Origin of the sequence: Haloterrigena salina JCM 13891, assembly GCF_000337495.1 — an archaeon.
Lineage (GTDB): Archaea > Halobacteriota > Halobacteria > Halobacteriales > Natrialbaceae > Haloterrigena > Haloterrigena salina.
Genome location: NZ_AOIS01000067.1, coordinates 35261 through 53583, shown reverse-complemented (window position 1 = coordinate 53583; position 18323 = coordinate 35261). Strand labels below are relative to the sequence as shown.

At 66.4% G+C, this 18323-nt stretch carries 16 protein-coding genes; 8 read left to right on the top strand and 8 right to left on the bottom strand.

All coding sequences use genetic code 11. The features are described 5' to 3' along the window. Nucleotides 1-34: 34 nt before the first annotated feature. The 5 genes from C477_RS23215 to C477_RS21065 form a co-directional block, all read right to left on the bottom strand. Nucleotides 35-193, bottom strand: coding sequence for a hypothetical protein (locus C477_RS23215; protein ID WP_394295435.1), 159 nt, complete (start codon nucleotides 191-193; stop codon nucleotides 35-37). Nucleotides 194-254: 61 nt separating this feature from the next. Continuing rightward, nucleotides 255-980: a diphthine--ammonia ligase gene (locus tag C477_RS21080; protein ID WP_008896599.1), complete on the bottom strand. Its 726-nt coding sequence runs from the start codon at nucleotides 978-980 to the stop codon at nucleotides 255-257. Between the two features lie 55 nt (nucleotides 981-1035). Beyond that, complete coding sequence (locus C477_RS21075; protein WP_008896598.1) at nucleotides 1036-2373, bottom strand: DUF373 family protein; 1338 nt, start codon at nucleotides 2371-2373, stop codon at nucleotides 1036-1038. A 96-nt stretch (nucleotides 2374-2469) separates the two neighbouring features. Continuing rightward, nucleotides 2470-3465: a signal peptide peptidase SppA gene (gene sppA / locus C477_RS21070; RefSeq protein ID WP_008896597.1), complete on the bottom strand. Its 996-nt coding sequence runs from the start codon at nucleotides 3463-3465 to the stop codon at nucleotides 2470-2472. A gap of 110 nt (nucleotides 3466-3575) precedes the next feature. After that, nucleotides 3576-4898, bottom strand: a complete 1323-nt coding sequence (locus C477_RS21065) for a carboxylate--amine ligase (RefSeq protein WP_008896596.1) — start codon at nucleotides 4896-4898, stop codon at nucleotides 3576-3578. Between C477_RS21065 and C477_RS23725 the strand changes: the two genes are divergently transcribed. Beyond that, nucleotides 4897-5328: a hypothetical protein gene (locus C477_RS23725; RefSeq protein ID WP_152423369.1), complete on the top strand. Its 432-nt coding sequence runs from the start codon at nucleotides 4897-4899 to the stop codon at nucleotides 5326-5328. The two genes, C477_RS21065 and C477_RS23725, sit on opposite strands and share 2 nt — an antisense overlap. Nucleotides 5329-5547: 219 nt before the next feature. Here C477_RS23725 and C477_RS21055 read toward each other — a convergent pair whose 3' ends face one another. Both C477_RS21055 and C477_RS21050 read right to left on the bottom strand, forming a co-directional pair. Beyond that, nucleotides 5548-6429 carry a coiled-coil protein gene (locus C477_RS21055; protein WP_008896594.1) on the bottom strand — a complete coding sequence of 294 codons (882 nt, stop codon included), beginning with the start codon at nucleotides 6427-6429 and terminating at the stop codon, nucleotides 5548-5550. 455 nt (nucleotides 6430-6884) lie between these two features. Then, complete coding sequence (locus tag C477_RS21050; RefSeq protein ID WP_008896593.1) at nucleotides 6885-7973, bottom strand: tubulin/FtsZ family protein; 1089 nt, start codon at nucleotides 7971-7973, stop codon at nucleotides 6885-6887. Nucleotides 7974-8114: 141 nt separating this feature from the next. On the opposite strand from C477_RS21050, the gene C477_RS21045 reads away from it, so the two are divergent. From C477_RS21045 to C477_RS21035, 3 genes are all read left to right on the top strand, one after another. After that, nucleotides 8115-8540: a DUF5791 family protein gene (locus C477_RS21045; protein ID WP_008896592.1), complete on the top strand. Its 426-nt coding sequence runs from the start codon at nucleotides 8115-8117 to the stop codon at nucleotides 8538-8540. Nucleotides 8541-8677: 137 nt separating this feature from the next. Further along, nucleotides 8678-9580: an SDR family oxidoreductase gene (locus tag C477_RS21040; RefSeq protein WP_008896591.1), complete on the top strand. Its 903-nt coding sequence runs from the start codon at nucleotides 8678-8680 to the stop codon at nucleotides 9578-9580. A gap of 186 nt (nucleotides 9581-9766) precedes the next feature. Continuing rightward, a complete protein-coding gene (locus C477_RS21035; protein WP_008896590.1) occupies nucleotides 9767-10948 on the top strand; it encodes a DHH family phosphoesterase in 1182 nt (393 codons plus the stop codon). Between the two features lie 320 nt (nucleotides 10949-11268). On the opposite strand, the gene glmM is transcribed toward C477_RS21035, so the two are convergent. Continuing rightward, nucleotides 11269-12609 carry a phosphoglucosamine mutase gene (gene glmM, locus C477_RS21030; protein WP_008896589.1) on the bottom strand — a complete coding sequence of 447 codons (1341 nt, stop codon included), beginning with the start codon at nucleotides 12607-12609 and terminating at the stop codon, nucleotides 11269-11271. Between the two features lie 174 nt (nucleotides 12610-12783). Between glmM and C477_RS21025 the strand changes: the two genes are divergently transcribed. From C477_RS21025 to C477_RS21010, 4 genes are all read left to right on the top strand, one after another. Further along, nucleotides 12784-13092 carry a transcription factor S gene (locus C477_RS21025; protein WP_008896588.1) on the top strand — a complete coding sequence of 103 codons (309 nt, stop codon included), beginning with the start codon at nucleotides 12784-12786 and terminating at the stop codon, nucleotides 13090-13092. Nucleotides 13093-13219: 127 nt separating this feature from the next. Further along, a complete protein-coding gene (locus C477_RS21020) occupies nucleotides 13220-13531 on the top strand; it encodes a DUF7518 family protein (RefSeq protein ID WP_008896587.1) in 312 nt (103 codons plus the stop codon). An 83-nt stretch (nucleotides 13532-13614) separates the two neighbouring features. After that, nucleotides 13615-17205, top strand: a complete 3591-nt coding sequence (gene smc, locus C477_RS21015) for a chromosome segregation protein SMC (RefSeq protein ID WP_008896586.1) — start codon at nucleotides 13615-13617, stop codon at nucleotides 17203-17205. Next, nucleotides 17198-18271 carry a segregation and condensation protein A gene (locus tag C477_RS21010; protein ID WP_008896585.1) on the top strand — a complete coding sequence of 358 codons (1074 nt, stop codon included), beginning with the start codon at nucleotides 17198-17200 and terminating at the stop codon, nucleotides 18269-18271. Before smc ends, C477_RS21010 begins: the two co-directional genes overlap by 8 nt. Nucleotides 18272-18323 lie beyond the last annotated feature (52 nt).

Genomic DNA, 18323 nt, shown 5'->3' with positions numbered 1-18323 from the left:
AAACCTCCCCTCGAACGCCACTCACGATGGGTCGCTACTCGAGTCGCGCGTCCGTACTCCGCAGCCGTCCGCGCGTTCCCTCCCACTCTTTCTCGTACTCGAGGTCGATCCGCCGGTCCATGTGCGGTCCGTCGACGACCAGCGTCTCAGAACCACCTTTTTCCGCTCGGGTTCGTTCGCTACGCTCACTCACCCCTCGCGCAAAAATCTGGACCAAAAAAGCCGTTCGCTCACTTCGTTCGCTCCCGGTGTGATTACTCGAGCCGCGCGTCCGTAATCCGCAACCGCCCGCGAGTCCCCTCCCACTCTTTCTCGTACTCGAGGTCGATCCGCCGGTCCATGTGCGGTCCGTCGACGACCAGCGTCTCGAACTCGCCGCCCTCCCCGAGGATGTGGACGCCGTACTCCTCGTTGAGCGCCTCGAGTTCCTCGAGTGCCTCGCGGTCGAGCGTCCGGCCGAGCCACGACTCGTCGAGTCCGTGGGCGGCGACCTGGATGATCGCGATCTCGAAGCCGGCCTCGAGCATCGCGTCGGCGAGCTCGCGGGGGTCTCCCTGCCAGAGGGGGGCGAACAGCTCGCAGCCCAGTCGGTCGCACATCCCCTGAATGCGGCTGGTCTGGTACTCGCTCTCGACCGCGCCCGCGGTGACGCCGGCGATGCCGCCCTCGAGGTCCGCGTCGAGGTCGGTCAGGGCGGCCTCGAGCGGCTCGAGTTCGTCGTCGCCCTGCGCGCCGGAGTCCGCGGCGACGGCGGCTTCGAAGTCGTCGGGTTCGACGTCGATCAGCGGAACCCCGATGCTCTCGGCGGCCAGGGCCGCCAGTTCCGTCGCTGGCACGTGGTACATGTACGAGTCGCCCGTCGGGTGGACCGTCACGAGGTGGGAGACGTCGCGTCCCGTCTCGAGGGCCCGGTACAGCGCCCACGCGGAGTCCTTGCCGCCCGAGAAGAGACTCACCCACGTCCCGTCTGCGTCGCTCATGGGAGACCCGTTGCTCCAGAGGAGTATATGGGTGACGAGTCCGGTCGCCGACGGCTCACTCGTCCGAATCGGCGTCGGTACTCGAGGAAGCGTCGGAGGCCGACTCCGAGCCCGACTGCGGCGCCGCACCGTGATCGGCGTCGGCGGCGTCCGTCGGGGTCGTCGGCGGCCCACCGTCGGTGAGTTCCGACGTCGAGTCGGCGTCCGCGGACGGCTCCGACACCGTCTCGCCCGTCCGTGGGGCCTCGGGGCCGCCGTCGGCGAGTTCGCCCTCCTCCCGGCTGGCACTGAAGTACGACGCGACGTGCGCGCCGACGAGACTGACCACGATCCCGCTCACGACGAACAGCGCGAGTCGCTCGCCGGTCGACACCACGAACTGTTCGTTCGAGATGACGCCGAACTCGTAGGCCGGCACCACGAACGGATCGATCACGCGCTGTTGCTCGAGGAAGTACGCCGAGAAACCCCGAACGACCAGCCCGACGGCGATGACGATAAAGGGCAGGTTGAGGTACGAACTGCGGATCGGCCCGTCGCCGATGGCCTCGTCGAGCAGGCGGCCGGCGCTTGCCGTCAGCGCGGCCATCGCGAGCCAGGGGACGCTGTTGAAGGCGAACTGCATCGCCGGCACCACGACGCCGGGGGTGTCCTCGAGCGTCGAGACGCCTAACGCGCCGGCGAAGACGCCCACCAGGGTCAGTCCCGCGGCGACGACGTAGGTGACGACCGAGACCTGGCCGGAGTACAGCGATTCGCGCACCTGATGGGCGACTCTCGTCACCCGCTCGTCGATATTGAACCCCTTGTAGAGCAGGAAGACGCCGATGACCGTCGTGATCGCGGCGGCGCCCTCCGCGGGACCGACGAAACTCGCGAGCATCGGGAAGACCAGCAGCGTCAGCCCGATCGGCACGAGGACGGTCTGGCGCAGTTCCTCGTCGGCGAGGAACTGCTTGAGCAGGTAGTAGGTCGACTCGATGTCCCGGGCCTGTCGGACGACGACGCGGTCGACCGAATCGACCCGGACCCGGCTCTCGACGATCGGCACCAGTCGCTCGTCCTCCGCGCTGTCGATGACGACGACCGCGGAGTCGGGATCGTACTCGGCGACGAGTTCGTCCAGTTGCGTCGCGACGGCTCTGTCCGCCGAGACCATCGACTCCCGGTCGCCCGAGACGACCGCGACGACGACCTCCTCGTTCTCGTCGCGGAGGTTCTGGGCGACGCGTAACGTCTCGAGCAGGGAGTTGACCCCCGAATCCTCCGGATCCGCCAGTCCGACGTCGGTCACGAGCGCGCGAACCGCCTCCCAGCCCACGACTGGAGAGCGTAGCCCGGTCTTGCGACCGACGTCGTCGGTCCGGTCGAGACAGACGACCAGCGTTGTCACGGTAGGCGATGCATTCCGTGTGACGATAAAACCACTTACTCGTTCGACGCGATCGAGGCGCCGAGCGATCGACGAGAACGGCCCGCGAGCGTTCGATCAGGTCCGCAGGCGGAACTCCCGGTCCTCGGCGAGCCCCGAGATGCCGGCTCCGAAGGCGTAGGCTACTCGCTGTGCGCCGGCGCCGACGCGGGCCATCAGCGGCCGTTCGGGCTCGAACTCCTCGACGCCGATCTCGTCGCGCTCGAGGCGGTCGGCCAGTTCGTCTTCGATCTCTCGGCGGGTGCCGAGGCGATCGACGAGCTCCAGGTCGTGGGCCTGTTCGCCGAGATAGATCCGCGCCTCGGTGTCGCGGACGAACTCCGCGTCGAGGTCGCGGCCGTCGCTGACCCGCTCGACGAACGTGTCGTAGTAGTCGTCGATCAGCCCCTGCAGGTACGCGCGTTCGTCCTCGTCCATCTCCTTCAGCGGGGTGCCGGCGTCCTTGTAATCGCCGGCGGCGAAGCGCTCGTAGGAGAGGCCGACCCTCTCGGCGAGGTCGCTGGCGTTCACCCGGGAGCCGATGACGCCGATCGAGCCGACGATCGAGCCCTCGCGGGCCCAGAGTTCGTCGCAGCCGCTGGCGATCCAGTAGCCGCCGCTGGCGCAGACGTCGGTCGCGTAGGCGATCGTCGGCCCGTCGAACCGCTCGGCCGCCAGCCGGATGTCGTCGCTCGGGACGACCTCGCCGCCCGGCGTATTGAGTTTCACCAAGAGGGCGTCGACGCTGTCGTCCTCGTCGGCCCGGTCGATCTGGTCGACGATGTCGTCGGCCGGCGTCCCCCGCGGACTCGAGGGGAGCGACCCGCCGCCGCCGTCGCGCGTGATGGGACCTTCGACGGCGACCTCGGCGACGTCGTAGTCGGGATACAGCGACGCGGCGATATTGCTCGAGAAGCGAACGCCGAGCGCCGCGACCGCGAGTGCGACGAGCACGCCGAGTAGTTCCGCCAGCGAGTCCGGATAGACGACGAACAGCGCGAACCCGGCCGCGGCGAAGGCGACGACGCCGACGACGACGATCAGCAGTCGCTCGATCCGTTCGCTATCGACCATAGCGGACACCTCGTCTCATACGACTATCTCCGTACGGTACCCGGTAAGCATTGGCGGTTCCGGCGACCTGTCGGCCCGCGGTCCCGCAGGGCCGCGAGCGACGCGCCGATTCAGTCGTCGAGTCCCTGGGACGTCTGCGACGGCGACGCCCCGTGCGAACGCGTCGATTGTGGCGGGACGTCCGTCGGGTCGCGGTCGTCGGCCTCGCTCGAGTCGGTGGTCGACTCCGACGATGATCGACTCTCGCGGTACGCTTCGACCAGATTGATACCGTCGCGGACGAACGGCAGCGGATCGTCGGCCACCGCGTAGTCGAACCGCGGCTGACTGACGAGCGACGTCGCGACGTCGCGCACCGCGCCCGCGAGCGACGGGCGTTCGACCATCGGATACTCCTTGGTCGCCACGCTGTGGAGGTAGCTGAGCTCCCCCCGGAGCAGGTGGCCGCCGATCCCGACCTCGTAGGTGTCGTCGGACGCGACCGGGTCGCCGATGGCCTGCTTCCAGTAGTAGTGGGGGAAGTCCGCGCCTGCGCGGACGGAAAACGGCAGCGACGACCAGAAGCGCGGGTTGATCTCCATGAGCTTGTACTCCTCGTCGACGGGGTCCCGGAGGAACTCGACCATCGCGAGGCCGTGCCACTCGAGTTCGTCCAGCAGCGCTCGGCCGGCCGCCTCGAGGTCCGGATCGTACACCGACTCGCGGTAGGCGCTGGGGCCGCCGCAGTACTCCCAGCCGCGGCGCTGGCAGTGCTGGAAGGTGGCGACCGGGTCGCCGCGGTCGTAGAGGGCGAAGAAACCGAATTCGCGGGAGTCGGGGATCCGCTCCTGGACCAGCGGGACGTGCCCGCGGCGCTCGACGACGGTCTGGAGGTCCGGCGGCGTCCCCGGCTGCTGGTACTCCGTCGAGCCGATCTCGATCTCGTCGGCACTGGGATCGAGATAGGCGGGTGCGGCGACCGTATATCGGGGCTTTACGATCGTTTCCTGGTCCCAGTCGGTCCACTGATCGAGCAGCGCAGTCTCCGGGACCGCCACGTCGGCCGCGTCGGCGGCGGCGAAGAGTTCGACGCGGTCCTGAACCAGTCGGAGCGTTTCGAAATCGGGCCAGTTCGTGTCGACCACGTCGGCGAACGCCGCCTTGCGATCGGCGAGGACGTAGACGTCCTCCTCGCGGACCGGAATGATCGTCCGGACGTCCGATCGCTCGGCGACCGCGAGCAACGCGTCGCCGTAGGCGGACAGATCGTCGGCCGGGTCCGGCAGCTCGACGAACTCGTCGCAGTACGTCGATCGGGACGCCGGCGTCGTCGACGACTCGGAACCGACGATCGTACGGATGCCGCGCGGTCGCAGCGAACGGAGACAGGCGACGGTACTCGGTGCATCGATGCCGGGTATCAGGACGCCCGCATCGTCGTCGTGTCGATCCATGCTCGAAGCACTGTTATCAACTGTCATCGGTATAGGCTCACTAACTCGAATCGGGATCTGCTATCGGTCGGTCGGTTCCACGGATGCACTAGTAGGGACCGTATACCCGCTGTTCGCAGTCGGTCTCGACGGATCGCTCCGGGCGCGACTGCGGGGACGGTACCAGCTTGTGGGCGGACGCAGCGACTGTTTCGACGACGGCGTCGAAACCCGTATAGCTTCGCTCGGAACGATCACCGTCCGCGACGACCGTTCGGCCATCGACGACCGTCGCTCCCGGGCCGTCTCGCCCGTCCTCCGTTCCGTGGGGATCGAGTCCGCTACCGAACTCGGCGGCGGTACCGCGGCCGGTCGGTCGCTCGGCTACTCGATTCGTGTCCGTATCCATTACGCGCTCGTCTACATCCGACCCCGGCCGGCACTAAAATAGCTCACCCTGCTTACACGCCGTGAGAATTTTTCTGCCGGCCGACGTGAACGGCCGGCCGCGGTTGATCTCGAGAGCGAGCGCCTGAGTGACCGCTCCGATCGACCGACCGGCGACTCGCGGTGTCGCTCTCGAGCGCGCCGGACGGACTCCCGTCTCGAGGCGCCGGCGTCGAAAACGCAGCAAAGAGAGAAAACCGAACCGCCGGTAGACGAGACCGATCTAGAGCAGACCGGTCTTCTGGAGCTTCATCAGGTCCTCGGTGTCGAGGGTCTCGCCTTCCTTGAACTTCTGATAGATCTCCTCGGCCTCTTCCTTGGCCTCCTCTTTCTTCTTGTCGCGCTCGGACTTGCGCTCCTCCTCTTCTTTCTTGTCCAGTTCGCGCAGTCGCTTCTGGACGCGGACGAAGTCCTCGTGGTGCTGGTCGGCGGCCTCCTGGGCCTCGACGAACTTCTCGTGCATCTCGTCGGCCTCGTCGCGGATGTCGTCGGCCTCCCGATAGGCCTCGATCATCTGGTTGTGGTGTTCCTGGGCCTTGTCCGCGAGCTCAGTCACCTTCTGGTGGTGCTGGGAGGCTTCCGATCGCACTTCCTCGGCTTCCTCGACGAGCTCCTCGAGATCCTCGTTCTGCTCGAGTTTCTCCTTGCGGGACTCGTACTCCTCGCGCTTGGACTCGATCTTCTCGATGAGCTCCTTCTCCTCCTCGCTCGAGAGGACTTCGGTCTGCTGCTTAAACTCGAGTTCCTCGATCTCCTCCTCGAGTTCCTCGAGGTCCTTGCCCTCGTCGAGCTCCATGTCGGACTTGAGCTTCTCGACCTTGTCGAACAGCTCGTTGGCCTCGGCGTTGAGCTCGTTGCGGTTTTCCTTGTGCTCTTGGACCTGCTCGTTGAGCTCGTCGCGTTTCTCGCGGTGTTCCTGGGCTTCGTCGACCTTCTCGCGTGTCTTCGCGTTGAGGTCGTCGCGCTTGGACGCCCGCTCGGACGCCATCTGGTTGAGCTCGTTTCGCCGATCCCGCAGTTGACCGGCCATCTTGATGAGCTGCCCTTTCGATTTGTTTTCGAGGTCGTCCTCCGTCAGTTCGATGTTCTTTGATTCGTCTACCATGTATTATTCAAACCTCTGTGCCATACCCGCACCGGGGATGTTCGCCCGTTTTACGGACGGGATACCCGTCGGTCTGACGGGTACCGTCGAACGGAAACGAGCGGCTGTACACAGCATCTGCTCACGATCTGCGAAACCTCGGTGAATAAGATTTCCTGTCATCGATCGTCGAGCGATACGCGCCCCGGTGGCGTTCTGGTAGCCGTATCTATTGGCGCCTTCAATTTAAACCTACCGGTCCACAACCCCCTGAAAACCGTTGGCAGGACCGCCCTCTTACTATGATGGACTGTGTCATGGGTTCCGAGAGTGCTTATAAATGACACTGCTCGCTATCCCTCGTCTCGCTTATTGGTCGGCTGGTCAATCGGCGACGTCCTCGGAGAGTCGGAGTCCGCTGACCAGTTTCGGATCCGAAACGAAACACTCGTCCGAGCGTCCGTCGGAAACCGTGGCTAGAAGAGATCCTCGAGTTGATCGTCGGCGAACTGTTCGGCCGGATCGGTCTTCTCCGCCTCGCGCTCCTGGGCCTTTTTGGCCTCGCGTGCGCGCTCCATGAATTCCTGAATGCGATCGGACCGCTCCGCCCCGCCCAGCAGGACGAGCGCACCCAGTCGGTCGCTCTCGAGCGGAAAGTCCCCGCCCCGGACCTGCATGCTGCCGGTCTCGTCCTCGAGCCAGCGGCGGGCCCGTTCGACGCCCTTGCGCGGGATGCGGTCGGGTTCGCCGGCGACGACCAGCAGGGCCGAGTCGGCGGTCGTCGCGTCCGGGAGGCTGGTGCCCGTCAGCAGGGCCTGTCGCGAGACGCTCATGGCCGTGTTGACGTTCTCGGCGCTGTCCTCGCTGGCGACCTCGGTGGCGTACCCCAGCGCGGCGATTCCGCCAGCGCGAAGCGTGTTGATGACCTCGCTCGAGTCGACCACGCTCTCACCCACTCCTTCGACGGCCTCGCCGGAGGCAAAGAGCAGGCCGACTCGCTTGGCGATCCGCTCGTTGATAGTCTCGAAAGCGCCCTCGACGCTCTCGCCCTGTTCGTGCCAGGCGTCGTTGTCGACCAGCAGCGTCGCGTCGGCCTCGCGGACAATCGTCTTCAGCGACCGACCGGCGTTGGCCTGGTAGAGCGCGCCCTCGTTACGCCCCGGGAGGACGCCGAGCGCGTAGACGGGGATATCGTAGATCTGCTGGAGGTGGTGGACGACGACCGGCGCGCCGCCGCTGCCGGTGCCGCCGCCGAGGCCGGCGACGACGAAGATCCCCTCCGCCTCGGAGGTGACGCGGCCGTCGAGCGCGTTCATCACCTGCTGGATGTCCGCCTGCATGATCTCGGTCCCGAGTTCGTTGTCGCCGCCGACGCCGTGGCCGTTGACGCGGTCGGCGCCGATCAACTGCGTGTCGACGTACTCGAGGGACTGGAGGTCCGGTTCGGCGGAGTTGACGGCCAGTGCGCCCTGAACGGCTCCGAAGCCCATCTCCGCGTCGAATCGGGTGAGCCGTTCAGTGACCTTGCCACCGGCCTGACCAACACCGATCAGGGCAACTTTCATATCACGCTCATGTAAGTATGCCCAGTTGAACGTTCCGGTGGACAATTGCAGCGAACGCGGTGATTCGAGCCGATAGCCATCGACGGGCCGCCGGCGGGTTCAATAATAATACCTTTCAACGCGATGCCCGTTCTTCCGGGCATGTTCTACGAGCAACGGATGAACGCCCCGGATTCGCCCGCCGACCTCCGCGCCGAGTACGAGGACGACCTCCGGGCGGTCGTCACCCAGCACGGCGTCGACGACGTCGTCGGTCAGACCGACGTCGACCGCGAGACCGCCGACGCGCTCCTCGAGGGGGACTCACTGGATCTCACGCTTCCCGAGGCGGCCCAGATCCAGGCGCTCGCGGACGGCGAGCCCGAGCCCGACGAGATGGTCGAGATCGCCTGCGACCACCTCCTGTTGGGGATGACGACGGCCGTCCTCGACGTCGACGCCGTCGAGAGCGAACTCGAGATCGACATGGACGCGAAGGAGATCCAGCAGAAGATCGAACGTCGCGCGCCGATGTCCTTCGAGGAGTTCGTCCACGTCCAGTACGTGATTGCCGACGGCGCGCCCTGAGTCGGGACGCGGCGATCGACGACCGTCGACGAGACGGGAGTGTCGCGTGCGCTCCACAGTCCGTTTCCTCCGCCGTGAAGAATCCGATAAGTCTCCTCGAGCAGTGATATTATGGTCGTTCACCCGCGAGTCGACGTATGAACGTTGCAATCCTGGGCTGTGGTCACGTCGGTCTCGAGTTGGGTCGTCAGCTGACCGACCGCGGTCACGAGGCAATCGGCGTGCGCCGATCCGACGAGGGGGTTCAGGCGATCGAGGACGCCGGCTTCGAGGCCGTGCAAGCGGACGTCACCGACCGCGAGGGGCTCGCGGCTGTCCCGGACGTCGACGCCATCGTCTTCGCGGCCAGCAGCGGCGGGCGCGGCGCCGAGGCGGCCCGCGAGGTCTACGTCAAGGGACTCCGAACGGCTATCGAGCAGTTCGGTGAGCGCGAGAACTCGCCCGAGCGGCTGGTCTACACCTCGTCGACGGGCGTCCACGGCGACCACGATGGCGACTGGGTCGACGAGGCGACGCCGATCGAGCCCACGACCGAGAAGACCGAGGTGCTCGCCGAGGCCGAACGGATCGCCCGCGAGTTGCCCGCCGAGTACAGCTTCGACGGCACCGTCGCGCGCTATGCCGGCCTCTACGGCCCCGGCCGCTACCGCCTCGAGCGCTACCTCGAGGGACCCGTCACGGAAGGCTACCTGAACATGGTCCACCGCGACGACGCCGCGGGGGCCGTCCGCTACCTGCTCGAGGAGGACCTCGCGCGCGGCGAGGTCGTCCAGGTGGTCGACGACGAACCCGCCCACAAGTGGGAGTTCGCGGACTGGCTGGCCGAGCGGTGCGAGGTCGAGCAGCCGCTCAAACGGACGAAGGCGGAGCGGCTGGCCGACGACGACATCTCCGAGGCCGGCAGGCGGCGCATCCTGACGAGCAAGCGCTGCGCCAACGAGAAACTGCGCGAGTTGGGCTACGAGTTCGCATATCCGACCTACCGGGAGGGGTACCGGGACGCCATCGAGGCCTACCGGAACGGCGAGCGGGGGCTCTGAGCGACTCGAGGACGTCCGACGAGAACCGAACGGCCAGCGGTACTCCGACCGGGCGCTGAGCGGCCGGCGACACGCCAACCGAGAACCGAGTCGCTGGCGCCGCTCCGACTAAAAATTCGCCTCGAGACCGATTGATTCGGGTCGTCGAGGGGGAAATTTCTTGCCGATTCAATTTAATAGTGACGTATGATCGTTCGGAACGGCTCGACCAGCGGCGCGTTTCGCCGGTCGAGCGCAACGCTGGTCGGGCCGCTCCGCGAGTTCCTCGAGTCCCTCGAGCCGCTGATGCTCTCGCTGTTCGTGGTGGCGACCGTCGCGGTCGTCGTCGGCGGCTGGTGGGTCGTCAGCTGGTTCCGGCGGCCGCCGGGCGTTCGCTTCCAGCGGCTGCTGGGGGAGTACGACCACGTCGCGGTGGTGATGCACCCGAACCCGGATCCTGACGCCATGTCCTGTGCGATGGGCGTCGCCCGGATCGCCGAGACCGTCGACACCGAGGCGACGCTGCAGTACGCCGGCGAGATCCGCCACCAGGAGAACCGGGCGTTCCGGACCGTCCTCGATCTGGACCTCGAGGCCATCGAGGCGAGTTCGGAACTGGCCGCCGACGCCGTCGTCCTCGTCGATCACAACACGCCCCGCGGGTTCGCGGGCTCCCAGACCGTCGAACCGATCGCGGTGATCGACCATCATCCCGGCAACGGCGCGGGGACGGAGTTCACCGACGTTCGGACGGGGTACGGCGCCGCCTCGACCATCATCGTCGAGTATCTCGACGAACTCGGCGCGTCGATGAACGGCGGGGACGGCCTCGAGGTCTCGCCGGAGCTGGCGACCGGGCTGCTCTACGGCATCCAGTCGGATACGAAGCACCTGACAAACGGCTGCTCGCGGGCGGAGTTCGACGCCTGCGCCGCGCTGTTCGACGCCATCGACGAGGACCTGCTCGATCGGGTCGCCAACCCGCAGGTCAGCGACGACGTCCTGCAGGTCAAGGCGACGGCGATCACTGAGAAACGCGTCGAGGGCCCCTTCGCCGTCTGCGACGTCGGCGAGATCTCGAACGTCGACGCGATCCCCCAGGCCGCGGACGAACTGATGCAGTTAGAGGGCGTGACGGCGGTCGTCGTCTACGGCGAGTACGACGGGACGATCCACCTCTCGGGGCGCTCCCGGGACGACCGGGTTCACATGGGCGAGACGCTCCGCCACGCAATCAGCGACATTCCGATGGCGAACGCGGGCGGCCACGCCCGGATGGGCGGCGGCCAGGTCTCGGTCGATCACATGGACGGGATCAGCCCCTCGGACGGTATCTCGAGGTCCGAGTTCGAGGAACGGCTGTTCTCGGCGATGTCCGGCGAACGGTAGTCGATCAGTTCTCGAGGATTTTCGGGCGTACTGCGATCCGATACGGCCAGTCCGCTACTCGAGCTACGACACTCTCGAAGCGAACGCGGAGACGATCGAGAAGTGTCCTGCTAGCGTGGCAACAAGAAATCGCCACGCCCTCCCCAACCGATTCACTCGTTCACTGCGTTCACTCGCTCATCCCTCGCGTGTGTTCGAGCACCAGTTCGCTTTTCTGAGGCCGTCACTCCGTTCGGCCTCGCTATCGCTCACTGGTGCTCAGCACGCACCACTGCGGATGGTTCAGTGGGAAGAGAAGTGAGGAATCCGAATTCGTTAGTTCACTCCGCGGCGGCCACGTCCGATTCCTCGTTCGCCTCGAGGACGATTTCGCGGGCGTCCTCGAACAGCGCCTCGGCGCGCTCGTCGTCGCGGGCTTCGGCGGTGATACGGACGACGGGTTCGGTGCCACTGGGGCGGACGAGCGTCCAGCCGTCGCCGTGATCGATGCGGACGCCGTCTAAGGCGTCGATCTCGTCGTAGCGCTCGCGGACGGTCGACTCGACGGTTTCCATGACCCGTTCCTTGTCGTCGACTTCGATCGAAGTCCGGCGGATGGGGTAGGTCTCGAGGTCGTCGACCAGACTCGCGAGCGAGCCCTCGTCGGCGGCCATCGCCGCGAGTTTGGCGGCCGCCAGCGGGCCGTCCGGAGAGAGCGTCTCGTCGGGCCAGATCCACGCGCCGCTGGGTTCGCCGCCGAAGACGACGTCGGGTTCGGTCGCCCGCTCGGCGACGTAGACGTCGCCGACGGCGGTGCGGGTCACCGAGGCGCCGACGTCCGCGAGCGCGTCGTCGACGGCGAGGCTCGTGTCCACGGGCGCGGCGACCCGGTCGCCGGTGCCGACCGCCTCGCGGGCGAACAGCGCGAGCAGGAGGTCCTTCGGGACGAACCGGCCGCGCTCGTCGACGGCCACCATCCGGTCGCCGTCGCCGTCGTGTGCTACGCCCAGATCGGCGTCGGTCGCGCCGACGAGTTTCTGGAGATCCCCGAGCGTCTCCTCGTTTGGTTCGCTGGGGCGACCGGGGAACCGGCCGTCCTGCTGGGCGTTCAAGGTGCGGACCGACGCGCCCAACTCGAGGAGGGCGTCGGCGGTCACGCTCCCGGCGCCGTTACCGACGTCGACGACGACGTCCAGCCCCTCGAGGCCGTCGACGCGGTCCGCGATCGCCTCGACGTGGCGCTCGAGCAGTCCGTCGTTCCGGCTTCGGCTCCCGAGTCCGTCCCAGGCCGCGAGGTCGTACCGGTCGGTCTCGACGCGGCTCGCGATGGTCTCGCGGCGCTCGGCGTCGAAGGCCTGGCCGGAGGGCGACCAGAGTTTGATGCCGTTGTCCGTGGCCGGGTTGTGCGAGGCCGTGATCACGACGCCCGCGTCGGCCTCGAGCCAGTCGACGCCGCGGGCGACCGTCGGCGTCGGCGCGACGCCCACGTCGACGACGTCGCCGCCGCACTCGCGGACGCCGGCGGTCAGCGCGTCGACCAGAACCGTCCCGCTCTCGCGGACGTCGCGACCGACGACGACGCGTTCGTACCCCTCTGTAGCGAGCGCGCGGCCGACGGACAGCGCCAGTTCGGCCGTCACCTCGTCACCCACCGCGCCCCTGATACCGCTCGTTCCGAACATACCCGAGCGTATCACAACCGGCTATATAAAAACAGGAATCCCGTCTGCCCGCGTGTGAGAATGTGTATCTCGATCCCGCGACTCGAGGAAAACCGACGGCCGTGACGCCGACGCGACGGCCGGGGGACCGGAACGGGTGGCTTAAGTCGCTCGGCCGACGTATCCCGGACAACGATGGAATTTTGTGACGAATGCGGTTCGATGATGAAAGCCGACGACGGCCTCTGGAAGTGCGGAAGCTGCGGCTACACGGAACCCAAGGGCGACGCGGATGAGTACGTCGTGACCGACAGCCAGGAGGCCAGCGAGATCATCGAGTCCTCCGGTGAGACCTCGCTGCCCGAGACCGACGCCCACTGTCCCGAGTGCGGCAACGACCGCGCCCACTGGTACATGCAACAGATCCGCTCGGCCGACGAGTCCGAGACGCGATTCTTCATCTGTACCGAATGCGAGCACAAGTGGCGCGAAGACGATAACTGAGCGCCGCCGGCCGCCCCGGCGTCGTCGGCTCGTTACGCGGCCCGACGGTCGCGACCGTTCGGAAAGTACCAGAACGGATAGTATTGTCTGACGTACGTTTATGTGTCCAGACAGACCCCTAGAGGGTATGCCGAACAACCGCGTCGAAGAGCTCGAATCGACGGTTGCGGAACTCGAGTCGACGGTGGAGGGACTGACGGACGAACTGATCGAAGCCAAGGAGCGGATTCGCGTTCTCGAGGCCGAACTCGACGCCGAGACGCCGACGCGCGTACCCAATCGGCGCGCCACCGAGGGCGACAGCGAACCGGACGCCGACGTGACCGCGGAGGCCGAACCGGACGAGGTCGCCGAGGCCGCAGCCGACGCCGAAGCGGACGACGAGACGACGACCGACGAAGCGGAAGACTCAGGTAGCGACGATATTATTGTCGCATAACCGCGTGGTCACGGCTCGGTCGCACCGATATCGCGACCGCAGCGACCACGATTCCCCGCAGGGATGGAGGGCGCGCTAAGAGAATGTATATCAAGGCACTCGTTCTGGACAATTTCAAGAGCTTCGGCCGAAAGACGAAAATTCCGTTCTACGAGGATTTCACGGTTATCACGGGCCCGAACGGCTCGGGCAAGTCGAACATCATCGACGCCGTCCTCTTCGCGCTCGGACTGGCCCGCACCCGCGGGATCCGGGCGGAGAAGCTGACCGATCTCATCTACAATCCCGGGCACGACGACGGCGATAACTCCGGCGGCCCCCGGGAGGCGACCGTCGAGGTCATCCTCGATAATTCCGACGAGACGCTCACTCGGTCGCAGGTCGTCAACGCCGCCGGCAGCGAGGACGTCGGCGATGTCGACGAGATCCGCATCCGCCGCCGGGTCAAGGAGACCGAGGACAACTACTACTCCTACTACTACCTGAACGACCGCTCGGTCAACCTCTCGGACATTCAGGACCTCCTCGCGCAGGCGGGCGTCACGCCGGAGGGGTACAACGTCGTCATGCAGGGCGACGTCACCGAGATCATCAACATGACGCCCCACGCCCGCCGGGAGATCATCGACGAGATCGCGGGCGTCGCCGAGTTCGACGCGAAAAAGGAGGACGCCTTCGAGGAGCTCGAGATCGTCGAGGAACGCATCGACGAGGCCGAGTTGCGGATCGAAGAGAAGCGCGACCGCTTAGACCAGCTCGCCGACGAGCGCCGGCAGGCCATGCGCTACCGCCGCCTGCGCCGCGAGAAGGAGGAGTACGAGGGCTACAAGAAAGCCAGCGAACTCGAGGAGAAACGCGACGAACTCGCCGACGCCGAGGAGACGGCCGCCGAACTCGAGGACGAACTCGAGGAGCTCCAGCGCGAACTCGACGAGCGCCAGGGAACGGTCGTCCGCCTCCAGGAAGATCTGGAGGATCTCAACGCGGAAATCGAGCGCAAGGGAGAGGACGAACAGCTCCGGATCAAGAGCGAAATCGAGGAGATCAAAGGCGAGATTTCCCGGTTCGAGGACAAGATCGAGGCCAGCGAGGCGGCCATCGAGGAGGCCGAATCGAACCGCCGCGAGGCGTTCGTCGAGATCGACCGCAAGCAAGAACAGATCGACGACCTCGAGGCCGAGATGCGCGAGCACAAACTCGAGAAGGCCTCGCTCAAGAGCGAGATTCAGGAACGGGAAACCGAACGCGACGAACTCGAGGCCGAGATCGAGGCCGTCGACACCGAGTTCGACGAACTGAAGGCCGAACTCGCCGAGCGCAAGGAGGAACTCGAGGAAGCGAAGACCGAGAAGAACGATCTCCAACGCGAGCAGGACCGCCTGCTCGACGAGGCCCGCCGCCGCTCGACCGAAATCGAAGAGAAGGAGGCGGCGATCGAGGACAAACGCGAGGAGATCCCCGAGATCGAGAGCAAGCGCAACGACCTCGAGCGGGAACTCGAGAAGGCCGAGAAGAACCGCGAGAACATCGCGGGTGTCGTCGACGACCTCAAAAGCGAGAAGCGCCGCATCCAGTCCGACGTCGACGAACTGGACGACGAGATTCAGGCCAAACAGCAGGAGTACGCCGAACTCGAGGCGAACGCGGGCGAGAGCGGTGACACCTCCTTCGGCCGCGCGGTAACGACGATCCTCAACGCGGGGATCAACGGCGTCCACGGCGCCGTCGCCCAGCTGGGGTCGGTGCCGGGCGAGTACGCCGTCGCCTGCGAGACCGCGGCCGGCGGACGCCTCGCGAACGTGGTCGTCGACGACGACGTCGTCGGCCAGCAGTGTATCGACCACCTCAAGTCCCGCAACGCGGGGCGGGCGACCTTCCTCCCGCTGACGGACATGAGCCAGCGCCGACTGCCGTCGGCGCCGAGCGATCCGGGCGTCGTCGACTTCGCGTACAACCTCGTCGACTTCGACGACCAGTTCGCCGGCGTCTTCTCGTACGTGCTCGGCGACACCCTCGTGGTCGAGGACTTGGAGACCGCCCGCTCGTACATGGGCGACTACCGCATGGTCACCCTCGACGGCGACTTGGTCGAGAAGAGCGGCGCGATGACCGGCGGCTCCGGCAGCGGCTCGCGCTACTCCTTTACCGGCGGCGGCGAGGGCCAACTCGAGCGCGTCGCCAAGCAGATCACCGACCTCCAGGAGGAGCGCGAGTCCCTCCGCGAGGAGCTTCGGGACGTCGAGGAGCGGCTGGACGACGCCCGCGACCGCAAGACCGACGCGACCGACGAGGTGCGGTCGATCGAGAACGAACGCGAGAACCTCGCGGAGAAGCGCGAAACCATCGAGGCCGAGATCGAGGCCCTCGAGGACGATCTCGACGAACTGGAGGACGAACGCGAGTCCGTCGACGAGCGGATGACCGAAATCTCCGGAGAGATCGAGGAGAAGACCGCCGCGGTCGAGGAGATCGAGGCCGACATCGCAGACCTCGAGACCGAACTCGAGGACTCGAAGATCCCCGAACTCACCGCTCAGATCGAGGACCTCGAGGCCGAGATCGACGACCGCGAGGACCAGATCGCCGACCTCGACAGCACGCTCAACGAGCTGAGCTTGGAGAAGGAGTACGCCGAGGACGCCATCGAGGACCGCCACGACGAGATCGAGGCGGCCCAGAACCGCAAGGCCGAACACGAGGAGCAGATCGAGGAGTTCGAGGACGAAATCGAGGCGAAGGAAGCGAAACTCGAGGACAAACGCGAGGCCGTCGCGGAGTTAGAGGAAGAGCTCACCGAACTCAAGGAAGAGCGCAGCGAGCTCAAGGACGAACTCGCCGACGCGCGGGCCGAACGCGACCAGCAACAGGATCGGGTCAACGCCGTCGAGAGCAAACTCGAGGACTGTCGCAACCGCGTCGGCGACCTCGAGTGGGAGATCGAGAGCCTCGAGTCGGAGGTCGGCGACTACGACCCCGAGGACGTCCCCGACCACGAGACCGTCCTCGAGATGATCGACCTCCTGGGAGCGGACATGGAGGCGATGGAGCCGGTGAACATGCTCGCGATCGACGAGTACGACGAGGTCAAAAGCGACCTCGAGGAACTCGAGGACGCGAAGGCGACGCTGGTCGAGGAAGCGGAGGGGATCCGCGACCGGATCGAGCAGTACGAGGCCCAGAAGAAGGCGACGTTCATGGACTCCTACGACGAGATCGCCGCGCAGTTTACGGAGATCTTCGAGAAGCTCTCGGAGGGGACTGGTACGCTGCACCTGGAGAACGAGGAGGACCCCTTCGACGGCGGGCTGACGATGAAGGCCCAGCCGGGCGACAAGCCTATTCAGCGACTGGACGCGATGTCCGGCGGCGAGAAGTCGTTGACCGCGCTGGCCTTCATCTTCGCGATCCAGCGGCACAACCCGGCGCCGTTCTACGCCTTAGACGAGGTCGACGCCTTCCTCGACGCGGTCAACGCCGAGCGCATCGGCGAGATGGTCGACGAACTCGCCGACGAGGCCCAGTTCGTCGTCGTCTCCCACCGCTCGGCGATGCTCGACCGCTCCGAGCGGGCGATCGGCGTCACGATGCAACAGGACAACGTCAGCGCCGTCACCGGGATCGACCTGAGCGACGGCGCCGAGGCGAGTGGTGAGGAGGTGCCCGTTAGTGACTAGGGAGTCGCGAAGCGACTCCGAAGAACGGAGTGACTCGCAGGCCGCCGATCGAGACGAGTTCTATACGGACGGGGGACAGGACGACATCCCCTTGAATATCTCCGGACACGAGGACCGCGAGCGGCCCGGCGACTCGAGTGCGGATGCCGCCCCTCGAGACGCCGACGCTGAGTCGTCGGTCCTCGAGTTTTCGGAGGACGAGACGGCGGACGCGGATGCCGACGCCGGCGCGGACGAAGCGGGCGACGAGGACGACGAAGTCGAGCCCGTCGAGTTGCTGGTGCAACTCGCCAAGGAGGGCGAGATCGACCCGTGGGACATCGACGTCGTGCGGGTGACGGACAAGTTCCTCGAGGCGCTGGACGACGCCGACCTGCGAACCTCGGGGCGAGCGCTGTTCTACGCGAGCGTCCTCCTGCGGATGAAAAGCGACGAGCTGTTCGCCACCGACGAGCCCGAGGAGGAGGAACTGCCGCCGTGGGAGGCCCCCTTCGCCGACGAGGGAGCGATGGAGCCCGAGGGCGACGACGGCGGCGCGCACCCGCCCGGATTCGACCCCGTCGAGAGCCTCGAGGCGGAGATGGAACGGCGTCTCGAGCGCAAACAGGCCCGCGGCAAGCCGGAGACGCTGGACGAACTCGTCCGGGAACTGCGGTCGGCCGAGCGCGACTCCTGGTGGAAGGAATCGCGCAGTTACGACACGAGCGAGTCGCCCCAGGGGTACGACCGTGGCGTCCAGGAACTCGACTACCACGCCAACGACGACTTCCGGGTCGACGACGAACCGACCAGCGACGACGTCACCCACACGACTCACGAGGAGGACATCGAGGCCGTCATCGACGACGTCGAGGCCGAACTCGAGGCCCAGTACGAGGCGGGCCGCGAGGAGGTGTTGTACGCCGAAATCGAGGCCGTCGGCGGGACCCGCGTGATGACCTACCTGGCGCTGCTCTTTCTCGCCCACCGCGGCCGGATCCGCCTCGAGCAGGACGAACTGTTCGGCGACCTCTGGATCCAGAACGCCGCCGCGGAGGCGGACGCGAACGAAGCGATCGCCGACTGAGGCCGCCGCGCTGGTCGTGACACCGCGGTGACGGATTGCCACAAACGTTTAC